The sequence below is a fragment of the Sphingobacterium sp. MYb388 genome (genome assembly GCF_037479535.1).
GTDB lineage: Bacteria > Bacteroidota > Bacteroidia > Sphingobacteriales > Sphingobacteriaceae > Sphingobacterium > Sphingobacterium anhuiense.
This window is the reverse complement of record NZ_JBBGYV010000008.1, coordinates 78,073-100,550: the sequence shown is the minus strand read 5'-3', so window position 1 is coordinate 100,550 and position 22,478 is coordinate 78,073. Positions and strand designations below refer to the sequence as shown.

Below are 22,478 nucleotides of genomic sequence, written 5' to 3'. Positions count from 1 at the left end.
TATGCCAACATCTAAAATTCATGCGCTTGTGCATTCAAAATGTCCAAGATGTCATGTCGGAAATATGTTTGTCGGACCTGCCTATGGTTTACGTAAACAAAAAACAAATGATGTATGTCCCGTTTGTAATTTGACTTTCGAAATCGAGCCAGGTTATTTTTATGCGGCCATGTATGTCAGTTACGCGATGTCGGTGGCTGAAGTGGTAACATTTGCTTTGGCAACAGCAGTATTAACAGGAAGTGAGTCCCCGTGGACGTATATGGTAGTCCTTTTTGCAACAATTATTATCTTTTCTCCATTTAACTTTCGTTATTCAAGATTGGTCTTATTGCATTACATGACTCCAAAAATTGTTTATGATCCCAAGTGGGAACTTTTAGAAGAAAATAAAAATAAGAGCGATATTTAGTATCGCTCTTATTTTTACAAGTATTTCATTGTACTGTCAAAGATGAAAGCTTTATCCTTATAATTGGATGAAATTTCATGCTGTAAATGGCTAAGATGATCTTGTTGAAATTGTGCAATGTCCTCTTCGCTGGAAACCTGTATCTGAATACAGTATGTTACTCCTTCATGAGGAGAATTAAGCATTTCCAAAAAACGAGGATTGAAATTAGTACTGCTTAGAAGATTTTCTTTTATCCAGGAAACTATTTCCTGATGTACAGATTCTTCTGATATGATGGATATGTTATATAAATACATAAGTGCAAAAATATGAACTTTAATTGCCTTATTGAAATATATATCTGTATATTATCGTGGTACAATAAATGTTAGCTGTTCTTGTAAAAATAAAGTTGCACATGATTTGTTATTGCTAATTAATTTTAATCTTTGAGTAGGTTGACGAATGAGTTTGTTTATGCGCGCATATATTACATTTTCTATATTAATTACCTTGCTGTTTCTAGGCATTAGCTGTTCGAATAATAAGACGGAACGTATACCTATTGAAAGTTTTTTTTCAACTCCTGAAAAGACATCATTTAAAATTTCTCCCGATGGTAATTTTATCGCTTATATCGGTTTAGATAATCATTGTAAGAATATTTTTTTATTAAACTTGACTAATCAGGACAGTTCCAAGCAATTGACGTATCAAAATGATATGAACGTTAATAGTTTTGTTTGGGGAGATAATGAAGAGATTATATTTTCAATAGAACAAACCTCTAATGACAGCCTAAGATTATATGCTGTTAATATTTTTACGGACGCCCTTCAACCATTGATTAAACCCATGAAAGCAAAATTTCGTTGGGTACAGCCGGCAAGATTATATGATAATGGAATTATAGTAGCTATCAATGATCGAGATTCTTCAACGTTCGATCTTCATAAATTATTTATTGATGGACGCAAATCCGAGATGATTCTTCAAAACTCAGGAAACATCAATTCTTGGTATCTTTCTCAGGATGGTCAAGTAAGACTTGTCATGGCTAATGATAGTGTGGAAGAATCAATGATGTATAGGGCAGATAACGAACAACCTTTTCATCAGGTTTTAAAAAATGATTTCAGTTCTACCATTATACCGATGGGTTTCGTTAAAAACTCGACAACAAATATTTACGCACTTTCAAATATCGGCAGAGATAAGCTGTCGTTAGTTGAGTATGATTTAGAGCAGAAGAAGGAAGTGTATGAAGTTTTTAATAATAAGGAAGTAGATCTCGATTGGGGTGGATATTCTTCTTATACCAATGAAATGCTCTATGCCTCTTATACTCTTTCAAAAAAGAAAAGATTTTTTTTCAACGATAAGATTGCAGGAATATTTAAAAAAATATCTGAAAAAGCAAAGGGATCTGAATTTGATATCATTGACTCAGACTCTTCCTTCAATAAAATCATCATAAGAACATATACAGATACCAATCCTGGTGCAATTTATTATTTTGATTGCCAGGATAACGAATTACATAAACTGACCGATAACAATCCTAATTTAAAAGATCGTGAGTTATCGCAAACAGAATCTGTGAAATATCAAGCCCGCGATGGCAAGATCATTACAGGTTTTATTACCTACCCTTTGCATGAAGATAGGAAGAATCTTCCTGTTGTTGTAATGCCACATGATGGACCTAATCAGCGAGAAATTTGGGGTTTTGATCACGAAGCACAGTTCTTAGCCAATCGAGGGTATGTTGTATTTCAGATGAACTATCGTGGTTCAGTAGGCTTTGGTAAAGAATTTTGGTCGGCAGGTTTTAAAGAGTGGGGAGGTAAGATTCAAGATGATATTACTGACGGCGTAAAATGGTTAATCAGAGAAGGTATCGCGGATAAAGATAGAATAGCTATTGTTGGAAAAGGCTTTGGCGGATATTCAGCATTGCATGCGGCTTGTTTTAATTCTGATATGTATGCCTGTGCAGTATCATATTCGGGGTACACAAACTTGTTTACATATTTTAGAGACATACCGCCATATGTAAAACCTTATTTGCAAAAATACTATCAGATTATTGGAAATCCCATTCGCGAATCGAGCATGTTTAAGCAGATTTCTCCAGTATTTCATTCTAATCGTGTCAAAATTCCAGTTTTAATAGCACAAGGGGGAAAGGATCGATTAAGTTCGGTAACAGATGCCAATCAATTTGTGCAGAAACTTAAAAATAATAATATTCCTGTACAATATATATTGAAAGAAGAAGAGGGTAGAACTTTTAAAAAGGATGAAAATGTCATTCAATATTATCAGGAGCTGGAGAAATTTTTAGATAAATATATCGGTAAATAGTGGGGCGATGAGAGGAACAGGTTATAATTATCGTAAGAATTTTGGTTTGCTTTTTGTCTTCTTTGCTTTCGTTACGTTATTGTATTTTGTTGTCATATTTGCAGCTAGAAACTATACTGTAAATCTCGTTAATAACGAATTTACGAATCGCAAATCGGAGGTCTTTGATTTGACATTGGTACCCTTCAATGATTTTTTTCAAAATCGTGTTCCCGAAGTTTCTTTTTATCAGGGATACTTGGATTCTTTGGAAGCTGGGAAATATGCTTACAGTGTCTTAAGCTCTTATCCATTCGTTAAAGAGATCGCATTTTACGATATGCTTTTTAGTAATGATAATAGAATGCTTGCGGGATTTTCTATCAACGGATTAAATATAAGACCTAAAACATTATCCATATTTACAATTAATAATCGCGGTTTAAATAAAAGGTACATCACCAAACGTGAAGAAATGGGACCTTTTAACGAGGAATTGAATAGTATGGGGATTAAGGTGGCAAGTTATATTGATAAGTTGCAGTCCAGCTCAAAACTAACAGATCGCGATATTCTTCGTGTTTTCTACTCCACGCAACCGGGACGTATTACTTATCTCAATATTCCGCGCATTAATGATCTATTGGTATATAAAGATATCATGGATACAAAATTAGATCATATTGTGAACTATGAACAGGATATGTTTGTTTTTAGCGTTGACCCGACCTTATTGGATGTCAAGAACATATATCCCAATCTTTACGAAAGAATTGAGGTAGTACCTATAGTACGTGCTCCCGTCACCTCGGATGTTAAAGAATATGTGACCGAAATGCTTTTACCCGGAGCTTTGGCAGATTATAAATTGTTATTCCATTCCAGTGAATCATTCATCTCTAAAGAGGTGAATCGCAGTTTTTTACCTGTTGTGCTGGGGATCTCTTTAGTTTATTTGATTTTATTGGTCATTTTATATTTGATTTACCGTAATTTAGAAATTAATGGTAGGTTGTTTAAATTGCAATATGATTTTATCAATAATTTGACACATGAGTTTAAAACACCTGTTAGCGTAATAAAAATTGCTGGTAATAATATTAAAAGTGCACAATATCTATCCGATGAAGAGCGTATAATGTATGGAAACATATTGGATCAAGAGTCAGATCGGCTGAACAATTTGATGAACAAATTATTGTCATTTAGTCAGATTGAAAATAAAACAATCAAGCTAAAACGAGAAGAAATTGACTTAAATACATTTGTCGATAATATTGTGGCATCCACACAATTAAAACATTCAGATTTTAAAATAACAAAAGAAATTAACGTCAAATCCAGTCTACTTGCAGATCCTGTATTATTAACAAGTGTGTTTCAAAATTTAATTGATAATGCCTATAAATATTCGGATCAAAAGAGGAAAGTATTAGATATTAAAATACAACAAAATAAAAAGAATTTTGTTATTATCTTTAGAGACGAAGGAATAGGTATAAATAAAAATGAGTTTTCAAATATATTTAAGAAGTTCTATCGGATCAAAAGTCAATACAATCAACAAGGAAGTATTGGTTTAGGTTTAGCCTTTTGTAAAGAGATAACAGAATTTATGGGGGGAGAAATTTCTGTTAAAAGTGAAATCGGTAAAGGAACTACCTTTACTATCATTTTTTCAGTTTAAAATATAATTAATTATGAGCAAAGAAATAACTGTAGCTGTTATTGAAGATGATGAAAATCTACGGTTTTTAGTTCGTCACAGATTAGAAACGGAAGGATACAATGTTGTTCAAACGGGGGATGGAAATGAGGCTGAAAAGTTGATTTTAGAAAAGAAACCAGATGTTGTATTGCTAGATTGGATGTTGCCAGGTAAGGAAGGTAACGAGATTTGTGAAAATATACGTAAAGCAGGATTTGAAAACATTGTTATCATGATGACTGCTAAATCACAAGATATCGATAAGATCGAAGCTTACAGCTTTGGCGTGACAGATTACATAAGTAAGCCATTCAATATGGATGTATTGATCGCTATGATTGAGAATAAGGTTCGTTTCTTTTTACCTAAAAATACACCTGAGATCTATCATTTTGGTAAAACTGAGCATCAACCAAATATTCACTCACTTGTGAGAGATGGTAAGAAAATAGAACTTACCATTTTAGAGAATCGTATTTTATTGCATTTTCTGCAAAATGTCGGTAAAGAAATAACGCGTGAAGAGTTGATGGAAGTTGTGTGGGGCTACAGTTCAAATGTCAATACACGTACCTTAGATATGCATGTGGTTAGATTGAGGAAGAAGATTGAAAAGAATCCTGATAAACCCTATTACTTGCAGACTGTTAGGGGTTTAGGGTATCGATTTGTTGATGAGGAAGAGAATTAAAATGAATTAATGGGTTTGAATTTGTTTTGTTAAAAACAATTCTTACCTTCGTATTATAGACAGCGAGACCATGTTATCCGACAAGGATAACATGGTCTTGTTTCATTTTTGAATAATTAAGATAAAACAAATAACAATAATTATGGCAGAAGTAACTTATTACACCGCAGAGGGATTACAAAAGCTCAAGGAAGAGTTGCACTATCTTAAAACTGAAGGAAGAACTAATATCTCGAATGCAATAGCTGAAGCAAGAGATAAAGGTGATTTGTCTGAGAATGCAGAATATGATGCTGCAAAAGAGGCACAGGGTATGCATGAAGCAAAGATTGCAAACTTGGAAAACACGCTAGCTGGAGCTCGTTTAATTGACGAATCCAAACTAGATTCATCAAAAGTATTGGCTTTATCTATCGTAAAGATCAAGAATAAGAAAAATGGCGCTGAAATGACGTATCAATTGGTGTCCGAAACTGAAGCTGATATGAAATTAGGAAAGATTTCTGTTAAGTCTCCTATTGCCAAGGGTTTACTAGGTAAATCTAAAGGTGATGTAGCTGTAATAGACGTTCCTGCAGGTCAGATTGAATTCGAAATCATAGAAATTACAAGATAAATTATATCGGTTATGTGCGGTTTTGCCATAACCGCATATTAATAAAACGTTATATCATTATTTAAGGTTGCATTACATGCAGCCTTTTTTTATATTTGGGTTATAAACAATTGAAATATGTCTACGATTTTTTCAAAAATAGTGTCAGGAGAAATTGCTGCTTATAAAGTAGCTGAGAGTAATGATTTTTTAGCATTTTTAGATGTTAGTCCATTAGCCGAGGGGCATGTTTTGGTCATTCCGAAACGCGAGACTGACTATATCTTTGATATCAATGATGATGAATATATGGCTCTTTGGGTTTTTTCAAAAATTGTAGCTCAAGGTATCAAACGCGTTTTCCCTTGTAAGAAAGTCGGTGTTGCTGTTATAGGATTAGAAGTAGCCCATGCTCATATCCATTTAGTCCCGTTAAATAATGTTTCAGATTTAAATTTTTCTCGACCTAGATTGTCGCTTACTCATGAAGAATTTACCCAAATTGCGGAAACAATTAAAGAGTCAATTATCAATGTTACATCTGATAATTAATCGAAAACAACCTCATCTAAAAGTAGTATTTTAAATATAAATATAAAAAAAGACTATAATATATCATATCTTTGCAGTCTTATATAGAAATTATATGTCTATATGAAATGTCATAGATAGGGATTATATTATAATGACATTTTTCACAAAATAAGTGAAAACGTAAAAAAGAAATTATGCAAGATCTTTTGTTGTCTTTTCAACAATTACTGAACCCAGAGGAATTATTAAGCTCTGGCGGTTTTTATTTAGTTTTACTCATTGTATTTGCTGAAACGGGTTTGTTTTTTGGTTTCTTTTTACCGGGAGATTATTTGTTATTTTTAGCTGGACTATTTTGTGCATTAAATAAAATTGAAGTTGATATCGTGACGCTTTGTGCAGGTTTAATTGCAGCTGGCGTACTCGGAAACTTTGCAGGATATTGGTTTGGTTATCGAGCAGGTCCTATGCTTTTCAAACGGAAGGATAGCCTTATCTTCAAACGTAAATACGTCATTATGGCTGAAGAATTCTACCATAAATATGGGGGTACAGCTTTGATCATCGGTCGCTTTGTACCTATAGTGCGTACATTTGCACCAATTTTTGCAGGCGTTGTTAAACTCGATTTTAAAAAGTTTGTAATCTTTAATATATCAGGAGCACTGCTTTGGGTACTATTATTAACTTTATCAGGATATTTCTTAGGTATTGAATTTCCTTGGATTATTAATTATGTCGAATATATTATTGTTGGATTGATTGCGATTGCCTTCTTACCGATCGTCATTGCTTTGATCAAACGTAAAATGAATGAAAATAAAAACAAACAAAATATACAGTAAATCAAATGAGTACACAAAATCCTTGGCATAAAGTATCTCCTGGTACAAATGTGCCAAATTCAGTAAATGCTATTATTGAAATTTCAAATGGTTCAAAAGGAAAATACGAATTAGACAAAGAAACTGGTCTTTTATTATTAGATCGCGTTTTGAGTTCTTCTGTAGTGTATCCAGCTAACTATGGTTTTATTCCGCAGACATACTGTGATGATAAAGATCCATTGGATATTTTAGTAATCTGTTCTGTTGATATTCTTCCTTTAACATTGGTTGAAGCACAAATCATTGGTGTGATGAACATGGTTGATGGTGGTGAGCAAGATGATAAAATTATTGCTGTTGCTAAGAATGATCCTGTGTACAATTACATTACAGATATTGAACAACTTTCTCCACATAGTATGAAAGAAATTGTTCAGTTTTTTGAAAGTTATAAAGCGTTAGAAAAGAAAAATGTTGTGGTTGAAGGCGTACAAGGCCGTGAAGTAGCACAACAAATTTTATTGGATAGTATAGAATTGTACAATAAAGAATTTGGTAATAAATAACCCCCATAATGGCCCTCGATATTTTTTGGACAATATTTTTAGTAGTTGCAAATGGTTTTTTTGTTGCGGCAGAGTTTGCTATAGTCAAAGTAAGAGCTTCACAAATTGAGCTCCAAGCAAAATCAGGAAGCAATGTTGCTAAAATCGCAAAAAATATTACAGAGCATTTGGATAAATACCTAGCTGCAACACAGCTAGGTATTACTTTAGCATCTCTAGGCTTAGGCTGGAAAGGCGAAGCAGTCATGACCGAAATCGTATCTAATCTGTTTTCTTTTTTTCAGGTAGATACTTCACAAAGCTGGGCTAAATGGACCGGTTTTGCACTTGCATTCGGAACCATTACGTTCTTGCATGTTGTACTAGGTGAGCTTGCTCCTAAATCTATTGCTATTCAAAAACCTGTAGCGACTACAATGAAAGTGGCAGTGCCATTGCGTATATTTTATTGGTTATTGATGCCATTAATATATGTATTCAATGGTTTTGCTAATTTCTTATTGCGATTAATAGGTATTCAACCACATCCTAGTGAATCTTCACACTCCTCAGAGGAGCTTCAATATTTATTGGACAAAGGTAAAGAAAGTGGTGCATTAGAATCATCAGAGCATGAGCTGATTAAGAACGTTTTCGATTTTAATGAACGGATCGTGAAAAATATCATGGTTCCGAGAACAAAAATCGTAGCAGTTGAAGAGGATTGTGTAGCGATTGATTTTATCAATACAGTAACAGAAGAAGGATATTCCCGTATTCCTATTTATGCTGATAGCATCGATCAGATTGTCGGTATCGTACACACAAAAGATATCTTACCGATCGTAATGAAAGGTAAAGAGGTGGTATTAAAGGATATCATGCGTAAGCCCTACTTTATTCCTGAAACTAAAAAAATCAATGATTTAATGGCCGAATTTCAATTAAAGAGAATTCAGTTGGCTATTGTATTGGATGAATTTGGAGGTACAGCCGGTATGGTTACTTTAGAAGATATTGTCGAAGAACTTGTCGGTGAAATTCAAGATGAATATGATGAAGAAACTCCAGTTGTTGAACGTATTTCTGAAACAGAATATATGGTGGACGCTGGTGCGAGCATTCATGATGTGAATGAGTTTTTACCATTAGAATTACCAGCAAGTCAAGATTATGATACCGTTTCAGGTCTAGTAAGCGATTTGTTTGATAAAATTCCTGAAGTAGGAGAGTATAAAGAAGTATTTGGTTATACCTTTACGATTATTCGTAAAACACAACAGAATATAGAATTTGTGAAATTAGAACTTGTTGAGTCTATGCATGATGATCAAGATAATTAGCGATTATGCAACTATTTTTTACAGAAGAGATTAAACCTGATTTTAAAAACTTTATTCTAAGTGAAGAAGAGAGTAAGCATGCCATTCGTGTGCTTCGACTTCAAGTAGGTGATAAAGTTCACTTGATTGATGGAAGAGGCGGATTGTATGAAGCTGAAATTTTGGACCCACATCCCAAAAGAACAGTTTTGACTATTTTAAATGTCAAAGAAAACTATCAGCAATCCTCATATCACTTACATATTGCAATTGCTCCAACTAAAAATATCGATCGTTTCGAATGGTTTTTAGAAAAAGCGACAGAGATTGGCATTCATGAAATTACACCTTTAATCTGTGAGCATTCTGAGAGAAAAGAGGTGAAATTAGATCGTCTTAATAAAGTGATTGTAGCAGCAATGAAGCAATCGTTGAAGGCCTATATTCCAAAATTGAATCCTGCGATTACTTTTTCTCAATTCTGTAAGCAACAGGAATCGAATACAGCTACCAAAGTTATCGCACATTGTATAGATAGTGAGAAACAGTATCTAAACGAAGTTTTACAATCAGAACAGCATTATATCTTATTGATCGGTCCTGAAGGAGATTTTTCGACACAGGAGATAGAACAAGCATTAAACCTGGGCTATCAACCGATTTCGTTAGGAGAAGCACGTTTACGAACCGAAACAGCAGGAATAACATCTTGTGTTGAGGTTTCTCTCGTAAACAGATCAAAATAAAAGCCGCAATAGCGGCTTCTTTTATTTTATAATTACTGCATCAACTATCGTAATTTCCGAATTACCTTTTAAAGGATCCTTGTTAAAGACCATTTTGCCTTTTAATTTGATAGGCTCTTCTGTAAATTTTATGGCGTCACCTTTTAGAAATACCTCCACCATCGGCGGGATTCCATTAGAACCGCAAAACATACATTGCGCTACAGGAAGTACCGATATCATAAAGTTTTTATGTGTTCTGCCACTGGTCAAAGGCACCATATAACCGGGCATTTCAACAATCTTATTTTCTAAAGCTTTTAACTCTGCAGGATAGAAAGGAGTATAGATCTTTTTACTGCCGCTATAAGAAACTTTATAAGCCATTTTATCAACAGCTTCCCAGGTTTTATTCATCATTGGCGTATGATCGGGTGTATTGGGATCACGACCGATCTGTGCATTTGCTGTAATACAAAAGGTAATCAGTAAACTAAAGAAAGCGAGTATCTTTTTCATTATAATTGTTTGTTTGTACATTTAAAATTTGCTTTTTGCTGGGCTCTTCAACTTTTCACCTTGAAAATTCCCGTTTTATAATTCCATATTTATATGCAGAAATATTTCGAAATAGTGCGTAAAAATCTTAGATCAGTTTGTAAAAATACAAAAGCTTATGATAATATCATTTTACATTAATTGTTTGATAAAATATGCGAAATTGTTGTTTTATATGCCTTGATCGCAGGAATTAGTGCTGAAATAATACCAATTACACAGGCTAATAAAACAAAAATCAGTTCTATGGGATCAAGCTTAAATGCATCTATAAAGTCAGCACTTTGGCTTGTTTGTGTATTGATATAATAAAGCGCTATATGGGCAAAAATCAATCCTAAGAAACCCCCAATTACAGTAATGACCATTCCCTCACAGATTACCAGAGAGAAAAGTTTGAGCTTGGAAGCACCTAATGTACGCATGATCGCTAAATCATATTTTCGTTGTTTTAAGGCATTGTATAAGCTGATGAAGACACTTAATCCAGCAATTGCCATGATGATATAAGCTAATATCTTTAATGAGTCAATCCCTACCCCTAAAAGAGAGAATAAGCGCGTGCTCTCTATGGCAGGTGAGGCAGCCTGCATTTGCGTATTTTGTGCTATATACTTAGGTAATACCGCAATCGCAGCTGGTGACCGGTACTGTACTAACAATGCCGTAATTTCAAGACCAGAAGAATGAATCATATCCGCACCAATTGATTTTACCATCATATTGGGTTCAGGTTGATCATCATGACCATGTTCATCCTCTTCTGCTTCACCATGATGGTGGAGATGTGCGCTTTTCGTCTCTTCAAGATCCTCTTTAGCCTGTACTTCAGCAGGAGTTAATTCATGGTCATGATCGTGGTGTTCAATTCCATGTACATCCCAGACACTACTTAGACTAGTCAGTATGAGATTGTCCGTAATATTATTGTTGTATGCCAATATGCCTACAATAGTAAACGGTTGATCATCATGACTATGTCCGCCTTTACTTAATCCATGGGAGCTATGAATCTGATCTCCAATCTTAAGATTTTGCTTACGGGCAACATCAGTTCCGACAACAACTTCATAGTCTTTATCAAATAGCTTTCCTTGTTGTACTTTAGTTTCATACAAAGTGAGAAAGCTAGAATCCGTGCCTACGATACGATGACCTCTATAGTTATCCCCCAATGATACGGGAACAGCCAATTTTATTAATGGGTTATGCTGCAATTTTTCGGCTTCAGCCAAAGGGATATTGCCTGTAGGGTTGTCGATGTGATAAACACTCGATAGAATCAATTGTAATGGACTTCCTTTAGCTCCGATTACTAAATCAATATTCTTACTATTATTTTCAAGTTGCTTTTCAAAGCTATCGCTGGTTATAGAAAGTACACATAGTATGGCAACACCAAAAGCCGTCAGTAATATGCTGAGCGCTGTTGATCCTATTTGTTTACTAATATTTTTCCAAACTAATTGAATAGTATTCATGCTATTTGCTGTTAGGATTGAGTGTATTTAGATCGTAAGTATTCGAAAAGTTATTTTTAATTCTTTTATCATGCGTAGCGATCAGTAGGGTAGCGCCCTGTTGATCGGCAATTTCCATTAATAGTGTTAATACCCTAGTTGTATTTTGATCATCCAATGATGCAGTAGGTTCGTCAGCAATTAAAAGTAAAGGCTTATTAATAACAGCACGTGCAATAGCGGCACGTTGTAATTGGCCTCGACTTAATTCCTGTGGATATGCATGGGCTTTATTAGACAATTGTAATTTGTCTAGCACGCTTAAAACTTCATTTTTATTGACTGTTTTCTTTGCTAAAGACTGCGCAAGCTGAATGTTTTCAAGAATAGTTAAGTTTTTCAATAAGTGGGCTTCTTGAAAAATAAAGCCGATATGTTGCGATCTAAATTTATCCATTTCAGATGTGCTCAGGGCATAGATATCTTTTTCATTAATCCAGACTTTTCCTGCTGTCGGTTTAGAAAGTCCCCCCAAAAGGTGAAGCAATGTAGTTTTACCAGTTCCCGAATTTCCAAGAAGCAGTGTATGTTGACCTTTTTGAATTTGAATAGCGGGAAATTTGATTGGTATACCTCCTTTGTATTGGAAGGAAAGTTCCTGTGTTGCTATGATTGGATTGATCATGAAATCAGATATTGAAAAAGTATTCAAAAATAATAAAATATAAAAATAGCCTAAATATGTTAATAAATTGTGCGGTTAATAATTTTATTACACTTCTTTTATATAGTGGCAATTTCAATTATAAATTTAAATTGAAAATCACTGATTTATATATGTATGATTTACATAGTATGTTAACTTAACATATATGTAATGTATTAATAATCCTCAAATAACATAAACTTAACATGAGCTAGGTTACTTTGTGAAGTCATAAAAATGAAATCATGAGAAAGAAATTTTTACCAATTTTCGGAGCACTAGTAGTAAGTTTAGCGACAGTAGGTTGTAGCAGTGATGATCCGATCAGCCCCGGACCTGGTCCTATACCAACTCCAGAGCCAGGAAAGGATATTGTGAAAACCGGAATCTTAAAATCTAATGAAACTTGGACTTCTAATAACATTTATGTGTTAGATGGACGTGTTGTAGTAGATGAAGGTGTAACATTGACAATCGAACCTGGTACTATTGTTAAAGCGAAAGATGGCCAAGAGGCTAACGCTACAACTTTAATTGTAGATCAGGGAGGTAAATTGGTTGCAAACGGAACGGCTGATAAGCCAATTATTTTTACGAGTGTAAAAGATAATATTAAAGTTGGTGAAAAAAAGAGCACACTAAATCCGACTGACGCAGGACAATGGGGTGGGGTGATCCTTTTGGGAAAAGCTCCTATTTCAGTTGCTGCCTCGTCAGGTAAAGGTTATATTGAAGGAGTTCCTGCAGGTTTAAGCTATGGAGAATTTGGAGGAACGGATGCTGCTGATAATTCCGGATCGCTGAAATATGTTTCTATCCGTTATAGTGGTACTACAGTCGCTACAGATAGTGAGATCCAAGGATTGACTTTAGCTGGTGTAGGTAACGGTACTACCATCGAGAATATTGAAATTTTCTCAAATAAAGATGATGGAATTGAGTTCTTTGGTGGTACTGTAAATGTGAAAAATGTAATTATTTATGGCCAAGAAGATGATGGTTTGGATATTGATCAGGCTTATGCTGGAACCATTGACAATGCACTTATCATTCAGACAAAGGAATCGGATTCAGCGTTGGAAATAGATGGTCCGGAGGGAAATGCAACAGGAGCATTTACGTTGAAAAATGTTACTATTAACATGAGTAATTTAGCTGGTAACAAAATTGCAGACTTCCGAGATGGTGCTACTGGTAAATTAGAAAACATTTATGTTTATAATATAAATCCTGACGGAAATGTTGTGAATGCTAACGATGAGAAATCAGTAGGGACATTCAATAGTGGCAAGATCAATTTGATAAAATGGGAGATGGTATTGCCAGCAGGTAAAACAATCGCCAACTTGTTGACATCTAAAGGAACAACAGCTATTGACGTAGTTAAATTCACAAACAATGCGGTCGGTGTTACAGCAGGCTCACAAACAGTTGGTGCAACCATTTCTGCATTCGATTGGACATTTACAAAAGCTAGTGATTTATTGAAATAATCTAAATCATATATTCATCTTTCAGATTGTCCAATCAATCTGAAAGATGAATAAAAAAAACAAACACATTAATCCAAACAAACTAAGATTTTAATGAACAAGCATTTTTCGGTTTTACTATTTGTATTAGTAGTATTGCCAAGTTTATTATTTGCACAAACAGGTAGAATTTCTGGCGTTGTCAAAGATGAAGGGTCCAACTCAGCCCTATCAGGAGTCAGCGTATCTATTGTTGGAGCTGCAAATCAAGCTACAAGTTCAGATTTTGAAGGAGACTATTCTTTTGATATAGCTCCAGGTACATATAAACTCATATTTAGCTATGTAGGCTATATAAACAAAGAAATTACAGATATTAAAGTTGAGGCGGGCAAGTCAGCTGTTGTTGACGTTTCCCTAGCCCCATCATCTAATCAAATTGGCGAAGTTGTCGTTACCGTATCGGCTCGGAAAAATACCGAACTTTCAATCTTAAATATGCAGAAAAACTCGGGTGTCGTGATGGACGGATTGTCCTCACAGGCTATTCAACGTTCGGGAGCAAGCAATATTGCTTCTGCAGTCCGGGTAGTTCCAGGAGTATCGGTACAAGATGGAAAATATTTATATGTTCGTGGACTAGGTGACCGCTATACCAAATCAATTTTAAATGGTGTCGATATACCGGGATTAGATCCAGATAAGAATACGGTTCAAATGGACATATTCCCTACTGGTGTGTTGGAAAATATTGTTGTCATGAAAACAGCTTCTGCTGAATTGCCAGCAGACTTTACCGGAGGCGTCATTGATATTGTCACAAAAGATATCCCTACACAAAAGAACTTAGGTGTTTCTGCATCGCTAGGTTATAATTCGAATGTACATTTTAAGGATGATTTCGTAGGGTACAAAGGAAGCAAGACGGATTTCTTAGGTTATGACTATGGGGATAGAAATCTTCCCGTTACGAAGGATTATACAGTTTTGAATCCGGTTTCTCCTGAAAATAGATATGCTGTTGAGCAAGTTGCAAAGGCATTTGACCCTATTATGGCTGCTCGTCGTCAATCAAATAATATGCCCGATCTAAGCTTGGGGATAGATTATAGCAATCAATTTAAGATAGGTGAAAACAAGCTTGGTGTAATAGGATTGGTTAATTACAAACGCACAACCATGTTTTATAAAGGATTCCAAAATGGAATCTATCAAAAACCTAATCAAAGCGATGTAAGTTCTGAACTTAGGGAGGATAAAATCTCCACAGGAGATTTAGGAGAACAAAATGTGTTGCTATCGGGTATGCTGGGTTTAAATTATAAAACAGCAAGATCAAAATATACTTTAAATGCATTGCGTATTCAAAATGGAGAATCACGAGCTGCTATATTTAATCAGACAACGAAGATTTCAAACTCGAACGAAACCATGCGTCATACCTTGGAGTATACAGAACGAGCAATCACAAACCTATTGTTAAGTGGTAAACATAGTAATGAAAATGCAGATTTTATTACCGAATGGAAACTTTCACCAACATGGGTTAAAGTAAATGATAAAGACATGCGTCAAACTACTTTTGTTTTAAATAGTAGTGGTAATTATGTTATTAATACCGATGCAGGTCTTCCAAAACGTTTTTGGCGGTACCTAGACGAATTCAATGGAGTTTCCAAACTAGATTTCACTAAAAAATTAAATTTATTTGAACGCGAATCGTCTTTTAAATTTGGTGGTTTGTATAGCTATAAAAAACGAGATTATCGCATTAACAATTATAGTATAGAATACCGTAACAACGACAAAGATGTTACCAATGGTGATCCCAATGGATTCTTGAGTCCGGAAAATGTTTATAATGCAAGTGAAGATAGTGGTTTCTGGGTAAGAGGTAATTATCAAGCTTCAAATACCTTTGAAGCATCTCAACTAACGGGTGCTGCTTACGCTTCATTAGAGGTACGTCCTATAGAAAAGCTTAAAGCAATAGTTGGACTTCGTGGTGAAAATTATACAACAATTTTTACAGGAGAAAACATTGATAGACTGAAATATGATAAGGTAAAAACCATCAATAAATTTGATCTGTTCCCATCGCTGAATTTGATCTATAATACTTATGCTAATCATAACTTAAGAGCATCTTATTCACGTACGGTGGCAAGACCATCGTTTAAAGAATTATCTGTCGTTCAGATTTATGATCCATTAACAGAAATGCGGTTTTTGGGTAACTTGCAATTGGTTCCTACTTATATCAATAATATTGATGTCCGTTATGAAGTTTTCGCTAAAGATGCGCAAATGTTTGCATTGAGCGGATTCTATAAAGGATTTAAGAATCCAATTGAATTACAGGCATATAATGATGCTGTTCCTTTTGATATTACTCCCAAAAATGCTCCGTCGGCAACAGTGATTGGTTTGGAACTTGAAGGACGTAAGAACTTTGGATTTATCTCCGAAGAATTGAAAAATTTAAGTTTAAACTTGAATGTTACAGTGGTTAAATCCGAAATCGATATGACAGAAGAAGAGTATGCTTCAAGACAGTCATTTGCACGAGAAGGACAAGAAATTTCAAAAAAGAGGGACTTACAAGGCCAGTCTCCTTATCTAATCAATACAGGTTTATCTTATAACAGTTCAAGCAAAGGATTCGAGGCAGGTGTCTTCTACAATGTACAGGGTAAAACTTTAGAAATCATCGGTTTCGCGAGAAACTCGGATGTATATTCAAAACCCTTTAATAGTTTAAACTTGAATTTATCCAAAAAGATAGGAAAAGAGTTTAAAGCAGGTACCATTTCATTAAAAGTAGATAATCTTTTAGACAGTAAGCGCCTTAGCGTTTATGAAGCTTTTCAAGCAGCAGATCAAATCTATCAGCAACGTATCCCTGGGCGGAATTTCAGTGTAGGGTATAGCTATAATTTTTAAGACATTAAATTCGATATAAATCCCGCTAAGTTAATATTAGCGGGATTTTATTTTTTGATTAAAGCGGGTTCGTAATGATATACGATTTCATATTTTTGTTGTTGGTGATTTAGTGACAGTTCTCCAATACCTAGTTTGATATCTTGAGGTGTCGGTTCACATAAAGTGTAATAGTTCCCATTATAAAGAATACTTTGTCCTATAGGTTTATCAAATTGAACAGCAAGAGTAACATGAGTTGGATATCGCAGTGCTATCATGGGTAAGTCATAGATTTCCTTGACTAAATAAAAGAAAAGAGCAGCTCGGTCGTCACAATCGCTAATATCATTAATTAATGTCTGTTCAGGCGCAAAGCGTTTTTCAGCCCCGTAAATTTCGCGGTCATCTTCATAAAGAAAAGAATACCTGGTGAATTGCATTAAATAGTCAATTCCCTTTTTTGTTGACATTTTTGATGTATACTCTTTTAAATAAGGGATTATTGACTCATAAGTTTCTTTACTTAATGGAATATTGAAATATGTCTCAAAGTCAACAATTGGATAATTTGCAAAGATATCATTCACTTCGGAGTTGACCTTTAATTTGAAATGATATGCTTTACCATTATACTTAAACCCAATTTCTTTATCAACATAACTATCTGGTCTAAAATCCGGGAGTCTAGTGACTTTATAACTAAAGCTGTTTTTGGCCTCAGGAATTTTTACATCAACTAACTTATACGGTTCTTGATAGTTGAAAATACTCTTATAATCATGATAATTTAAGCAAACATAATTGTCATCGTTTAAATGGAAAAATGGAAGATCTGATATGTCGTCTTTGCTTTTAATGTAAAATATAGTTTGCTTTTCTCTTAATCCTAATCGTGCATCATAACCAGATTTACACATCAAATACCATTTATATAAAGTATATCGACTATAGTTTTCCTGTTTGGGGCTTATTGCTTGCGCTGTCTGACGTACGAGCTGGTAGTAGATCCAATCATTTAGATTGTATTTCTTTTTGTAAGCAAGTAATGAATTGACGACCATAGAATCATGAGATGATTCTATTTTTTTATAAAAATCAAGAACATTGTTCTCGCTGATTTCAGAAGGAACATTTATAATAAATGTGGAATCTAATGAGAATATAAACGGTGCATTATAGAAATCAACTTTGTATTCTTGCGCATAGCTTTCTCGCTTCTGCATAAAGATAAACAGCAGTGAAAGAGCGCTTGCGACCAAATATGAAGATAGAGATTTCAATTCCTTAACAATTTATTAATAATGAAGTTACATAAAAATAACATCAAAAGAAATACCTAAATTCATTACTTACAGCTAAATGACGTTAGAGGTTCACAATAAGGTACTGTGATGCAGTTTTCGAACTATAATATTTGGAAGCTTTTATGTTTTATCCGACCATAAATAATAGAGGAGCCGTCCAATGACTTTGACCATGTTTATTGCGCGCTCTAACTTGAAAATAGATATAGTGGCCGGGAGTAAATCCTGAATAATACGCACTGAACGAGTTTGTTTTATAGAATATTTCTCCCCATTGTGGGAGTCCATACGAGTCAACCTCTGTTGCAAACCTATAATCATAAAACATATCCCGTCCTACGGGTTTAAATCCAAAGGCGACTTCACCACTTGTACGTCCATCACAAAGAAATGGGGCGGATGGAGTATCAGGAACTTGGCCTTTACGTTTTCTGGTGAGTACAGGGAAACCCGAACTGCGTAGTAAAGATAACTTTCCATCACTGACTAAATTGACATAAGTAACAAGCTGTTGCAACAGTTCACAGAGTTTCCGCTTGCTTTCTCGCTTATAAGACTTCTTTTCTCGGCTTCCGCTTTCAGCCTCGATCACTTTCTTCTGGTAATCTTGGTAAGCATCTTCAATAGTTGGCAGTGGCAAAGTCGGATTAATAAAGACAGTAGAATTCTTCATGCACGATAAAATATAGCTTGCTTTTACAAGTAGTTTTTCGTCAGTATATCGAATAAAATTGGCTTTTGCACGAATATATTTCATCAGAATATCATCTAGGTTTAATCACTAAAATAACTCTTTTTTGCTATACCTCACAATTGAAACGATAGATAGTAAAGATTATACGCGATGCAACGGCTCTTCACGCGATGGAATTCCTAACAGACGGAAAGGCCGAATTCTTCCGCACTATTTCCGATACCCTGAGCATAGTGGGGAGATCATTTTGCGCCATTGCAATTCAGTGATACCGTACTTTTGAAAGATATCTTCTAGTTTCTCTGTAATGATGAAGAGGAACAGGAAGGTTTCTTCTTACAACAAGCTTATATCTCCCAACGGCTTGATTATATTGCGCGATCTCTCGTAGATAGTTCTACGTAACATGCTTTTAAGGAAATACTTATTTACTCACAGAAGTGATAAGTTTATTGAAAGGAAAGTGTTTGTAGCCATTCACCAGCCTGTCAAGATAAAAGTAAACTCCTGTATTGTCTCGTTGCAGGCAGGGAGATAATTTTCTTTTGACTTATCTATGTTCAGCAATCTTGGCGGACTTATATTTCAAGAAAATGTAGCGCATCATCTTAAGAGCATCATCGATTTGCGACACAACAATATAGCTGCGCCATAGCATGTGATGGTACCGTCATCCCTCGGCAACATAAATCAATTGCTCTTCGAATCCATGTTACGTAGAAAAGTAAAATAGATCACACTAAAAAAACAAAATTTTTTCTCACCCAAAGCATTATTATCTCATGATCTTAGTATTAAATTTTACCTGTTGCTATTGTATATTATCTGTAGGAAATAATATACATGTAGCTGTATCCTTACTTTAATTTAACTCGTTGAAAAACAGTTGAAAAAGGGGCGGGATATTTGACGCAAGTTTGACCATATTATAACTTAAAGAAATGGAAACAAATATTTCTACAAAATTTGTTGCTGAACTAATTGGAACTTTTGGTTTGGTACTATTTGGTTGTGGTGCAGCGGCTGTTGCCGGCGCTACGACTTTAGGCGGATTGTCGGGATTGGGATTACTGGGGATCGCGCTAGCATTCGGTTTATCCGTTGTTGTTTTTGCCTATGCGATAGGCGGCATTAGTGGGTGTCACATCAACCCCGCGGTAACAATCGGTGTACTTGTTGCAGGAAAGATTGCTGCGAAAGATGCTGTTGTTTATATTGTAGCACAATTAATAGGAGCATTATTAGGTGCTTTTGTTCTACAGCAAATTCTAGGAGGACAGCTAGCGGGTTTCTCTCCAGGTGAATGGGCATATGGTTCGAATGGATGGGGGAAAGGCTATCAGAATGAATACGGCACAACCGCCGCATTTTTAACAGAGGCTGTTTTAACCTTTATCTTTTTATTTGTCATCTTAGCGACTACCTCTAAAGTTGGAAATTCCACGATGGCTGGTTTGGCCATAGGTCTGACCTTAGTCTTGATTCATTTAGTTGCTATTCCCATCACAGGTACTTCAGTCAATCCAGCACGTAGTTTTGGTCCAGCTATATTAGCTGGGGGGCCAGCACTTTCACAACTTTGGTTATTTATTGTAGCGCCAATAGTAGGAGCTATAATTGCCGCTGTCGTTTGGCGTGCTCTTGAACCAAAAGGGAATTAAAACTTTTATATCATGATATTGGATAGCTTCATTGAAAAATGAAGCTATTTTTTTATCTTCTTATTTCGATGATAGAACAATTTTAAGAGCACACTTTTTTGAAGTATCGCTTTTTAATTTTGTGACGGAGGTACAAAATTTGTATCTTCGTACAATGGAAAATTTTATTGTTTCTGCTCGTAAATATCGTCCAGTCACCTTCGACTCGGTTGTCGGTCAGCAACACATCACCGGTACACTTAAGAATGCTATTCATAACAATCAGTTAGCACAAGCATTTTTGTTCTGTGGACCAAGAGGTGTGGGTAAAACAACTTGCGCGCGTATTTTAGCAAAAACAATAAATTGTGAAAACATTTCAGATAGTAGCGAAGCCTGTGGTGTATGTGATAGCTGTAAATCTTTTCAGAATGGTAATTCATTTAGCATTCATGAATTAGATGCAGCATCAAACAACTCAGTAGACGATATCCGAAATTTGATTGATCAAGTGCGTATCCCGCCACAAGTGGGTAAGTTTAAGATCTATATCATCGATGAGGTTCACATGCTGTCGCAGCAGGCATTCAATGCTTTCCTAAAAACATTGGAAGAACCACCTGCCTATGCCATATTTATCTTAGCAACTACAGAAAAGCATAAAATCTTACCTACAATTTTATCACGTTGTCAGATTTTTGATTTTAACCGCATCCGTGTTGAAGATATGGCCAATCACTTGGCTAGCATTGCAACACGTGAAAGTATTCAGTACGATCAAGATGGCCTTCATATCATCGCTCAAAAAGCAGATGGAGGACTTCGTGATGCATTATCGATGTTTGATCAGATCGTTAGTTTTTCAAATAAGCAGGTCACTTATCAAGCAGTTATTGATAATCTGAATATTTTAGATTACGATTACTTCTTTAAATTGACAGATGCTATATTGATTGAAAATCCAGCAGATACCTTATTAATATTAAATGATATTTTAAATAATGGTTTTGATGGCAGTCATTTTATTTCAGGTTTAGCATCGCATTTTAGAAATCTATTGGTAGCAAAAGAACCGTCTACGCTAAAGTTGTTAGAAGTAAGTGAAAGTATAAGAGCTAAGTATTTGGATCAAGCACGTAAATCTTCAACGGGATTATTATTATCAGCATTGAATATTGCTAATCAATGTGAGATTAATTATAAAACAAGTAAGAATCAGCGGCTTCAAGTAGAATTAGCACTTTTAAAAATATGTCACTTATCAAGTGCTATTAAGTTAAGCCAGATTGGAACCCTTCAGGCTCCCAATACTGTTGAAGGATTAAAAAAAAAACTCCCTAATGTAGCTCCAGCCACAGAAACAGCTGTCGTTGATGCAAAACCCTCATTACCAGTAGTAGATAAAAATATTGCTATAACTCCGATTGCAGTACCTCCTGCAACACCAGTAGTAGAACAAACGAAAAGCCCAGAAGTCTCTAACTTACCGCCTAAAGTGAAAAAGGGTGGGTGGGGAGCTTCCAAAAGTTCTATGCCGTCATTACCCGATCTAAATTCAATTTTTGAATCTAAAACTGAAGAAGAAGATAGTAATGAGCCGAGTTTAGTTAAAGGTACTGAAGAGGAAGTAGTGACTTATGAAAAATTTATCCAATTCTGGAAAACGTTGGCAACAGATATAAAAAAGCAAAATAAGATTAATCTGTATACCTTGATGACAGCTGTGCCCCCAAAGTTAGTTGGAAATCAAATAGAGGTAGATGTGGAGAATATGGTCCAGATGGATGTTCTGAATATGGCAAAGGTAGATTTATTAAATTACCTTCGCCCTGCCTTGCATAATTTTTCACTAGATCTGCGTGGTATTGTTATGGAGCATGATGTTGTACGTAAACCTTATACCTCGCAAGAGAAATATCAAGCTATGGTACAGAAGAATCCACTTTTAGAAACGTTAAGAAAAGAGCTTAATTTGGGATTAAGTTAAAACTTAGACCAACTTTTTCTTGCACTAACCCATATTTCTTTTTGT

Annotated in this window: 20 protein-coding genes; 14 read left to right on the top strand and 6 right to left on the bottom strand. The window is 35.0% G+C overall.

Annotated features, from left to right (window positions below; all coding sequences use genetic code 11):
* The first annotated feature begins 1 nt into the window (after position 1).
* Positions 2-412 carry a DUF983 domain-containing protein gene (locus WH188_RS20935; protein ID WP_031287100.1) on the top strand — a complete coding sequence of 137 codons (411 nt, stop codon included), beginning with the start codon at positions 2-4 and terminating at the stop codon, positions 410-412.
* Between the two features lie 14 nt (positions 413-426).
* Here the strand turns inward: WH188_RS20935 and WH188_RS20930 are convergent, their stop codons facing one another.
* The gene (locus tag WH188_RS20930) at positions 427-711 is read right to left on the bottom strand and encodes a DUF4286 family protein (protein ID WP_132844490.1); all 285 of its coding nucleotides are present in this window, start codon (positions 709-711) and stop codon (positions 427-429) included.
* Positions 712-871: 160 nt separating this feature from the next.
* Here WH188_RS20930 and WH188_RS20925 point away from each other — a divergent pair, with 160 nt between their 5' ends.
* The 9 genes from WH188_RS20925 to WH188_RS20885 all read left to right on the top strand — a co-directional run bounded on the left by WH188_RS20925 (position 872) and on the right by WH188_RS20885 (position 9,708).
* Complete coding sequence (locus WH188_RS20925; RefSeq protein WP_168128409.1) at positions 872-2,761, top strand: alpha/beta hydrolase family protein; 1,890 nt, start codon at positions 872-874, stop codon at positions 2,759-2,761.
* A 7-nt stretch (positions 2,762-2,768) separates the two neighbouring features.
* Positions 2,769-4,427, top strand: a complete 1,659-nt coding sequence (locus tag WH188_RS20920) for a sensor histidine kinase (RefSeq protein ID WP_339424610.1) — start codon at positions 2,769-2,771, stop codon at positions 4,425-4,427.
* 13 nt (positions 4,428-4,440) lie between these two features.
* Entirely contained in the window at positions 4,441-5,139 is a 699-nt protein-coding gene (locus WH188_RS20915) for a response regulator transcription factor (protein ID WP_132772215.1), read from the top strand.
* A gap of 142 nt (positions 5,140-5,281) precedes the next feature.
* On the top strand, positions 5,282-5,755 hold the full coding sequence (gene greA, locus WH188_RS20910) for a transcription elongation factor GreA (protein ID WP_021188161.1): 474 nt from the start codon (positions 5,282-5,284) through the stop codon (positions 5,753-5,755).
* A gap of 117 nt (positions 5,756-5,872) precedes the next feature.
* Positions 5,873-6,286, top strand: a complete 414-nt coding sequence (locus WH188_RS20905) for an HIT family protein (RefSeq protein WP_132772218.1) — start codon at positions 5,873-5,875, stop codon at positions 6,284-6,286.
* Positions 6,287-6,462: 176 nt separating this feature from the next.
* Positions 6,463-7,113: a DedA family protein gene (locus WH188_RS20900; protein WP_132772219.1), complete on the top strand. Its 651-nt coding sequence runs from the start codon at positions 6,463-6,465 to the stop codon at positions 7,111-7,113.
* Positions 7,114-7,118: 5 nt separating this feature from the next.
* The gene (locus WH188_RS20895) at positions 7,119-7,661 is read left to right on the top strand and encodes an inorganic diphosphatase (RefSeq protein WP_021188159.1); all 543 of its coding nucleotides are present in this window, start codon (positions 7,119-7,121) and stop codon (positions 7,659-7,661) included.
* 8 nt (positions 7,662-7,669) lie between these two features.
* The gene (locus WH188_RS20890; protein WP_132772221.1) at positions 7,670-8,983 is read left to right on the top strand and encodes a hemolysin family protein; all 1,314 of its coding nucleotides are present in this window, start codon (positions 7,670-7,672) and stop codon (positions 8,981-8,983) included.
* Between the two features lie 5 nt (positions 8,984-8,988).
* On the top strand, positions 8,989-9,708 hold the full coding sequence (locus WH188_RS20885; RefSeq protein WP_168128411.1) for a 16S rRNA (uracil(1498)-N(3))-methyltransferase: 720 nt from the start codon (positions 8,989-8,991) through the stop codon (positions 9,706-9,708).
* 21 nt (positions 9,709-9,729) lie between these two features.
* Here WH188_RS20885 and WH188_RS20880 read toward each other — a convergent pair whose 3' ends face one another.
* The 3 genes from WH188_RS20880 to WH188_RS20870 all read right to left on the bottom strand — a co-directional run bounded on the left by WH188_RS20880 (position 9,730) and on the right by WH188_RS20870 (position 12,390).
* The gene (locus WH188_RS20880; protein WP_132844481.1) at positions 9,730-10,206 is read right to left on the bottom strand and encodes a hypothetical protein; all 477 of its coding nucleotides are present in this window, start codon (positions 10,204-10,206) and stop codon (positions 9,730-9,732) included.
* Between the two features lie 176 nt (positions 10,207-10,382).
* Positions 10,383-11,726, bottom strand: a complete 1,344-nt coding sequence (locus WH188_RS20875; RefSeq protein WP_339424609.1) for an ABC transporter permease — start codon at positions 11,724-11,726, stop codon at positions 10,383-10,385.
* A gap of 1 nt (position 11,727) precedes the next feature.
* Entirely contained in the window at positions 11,728-12,390 is a 663-nt protein-coding gene (locus WH188_RS20870; protein WP_339424608.1) for an ABC transporter ATP-binding protein, read from the bottom strand.
* 266 nt (positions 12,391-12,656) lie between these two features.
* Between WH188_RS20870 and WH188_RS20865 the strand changes: the two genes are divergently transcribed.
* Together WH188_RS20865 and WH188_RS20860 are read left to right on the top strand one after the other, a co-directional pair.
* Positions 12,657-13,904 carry a hypothetical protein gene (locus tag WH188_RS20865; RefSeq protein WP_168128414.1) on the top strand — a complete coding sequence of 416 codons (1,248 nt, stop codon included), beginning with the start codon at positions 12,657-12,659 and terminating at the stop codon, positions 13,902-13,904.
* A 93-nt stretch (positions 13,905-13,997) separates the two neighbouring features.
* Entirely contained in the window at positions 13,998-16,826 is a 2,829-nt protein-coding gene (locus tag WH188_RS20860) for a TonB-dependent receptor (RefSeq protein ID WP_168128415.1), read from the top strand.
* Between the two features lie 47 nt (positions 16,827-16,873).
* On the opposite strand, the gene WH188_RS20855 is transcribed toward WH188_RS20860, so the two are convergent.
* Positions 16,874-18,031 carry a hypothetical protein gene (locus WH188_RS20855; protein ID WP_168128416.1) on the bottom strand — a complete coding sequence of 386 codons (1,158 nt, stop codon included), beginning with the start codon at positions 18,029-18,031 and terminating at the stop codon, positions 16,874-16,876.
* 208 nt (positions 18,032-18,239) lie between these two features.
* Positions 18,240-18,869: a hypothetical protein gene (locus tag WH188_RS20850; RefSeq protein WP_339424607.1), complete on the bottom strand. Its 630-nt coding sequence runs from the start codon at positions 18,867-18,869 to the stop codon at positions 18,240-18,242.
* Between the two features lie 878 nt (positions 18,870-19,747).
* On the opposite strand from WH188_RS20850, the gene WH188_RS20845 reads away from it, so the two are divergent.
* Positions 19,748-20,467, top strand: coding sequence for an MIP family channel protein (locus WH188_RS20845; protein WP_339424606.1), 720 nt, complete (start codon positions 19,748-19,750; stop codon positions 20,465-20,467).
* A gap of 154 nt (positions 20,468-20,621) precedes the next feature.
* Positions 20,622-22,433, top strand: a complete 1,812-nt coding sequence (locus WH188_RS20840; RefSeq protein ID WP_339424605.1) for a DNA polymerase III subunit gamma/tau — start codon at positions 20,622-20,624, stop codon at positions 22,431-22,433.
* Positions 22,434-22,478 lie beyond the last annotated feature (45 nt).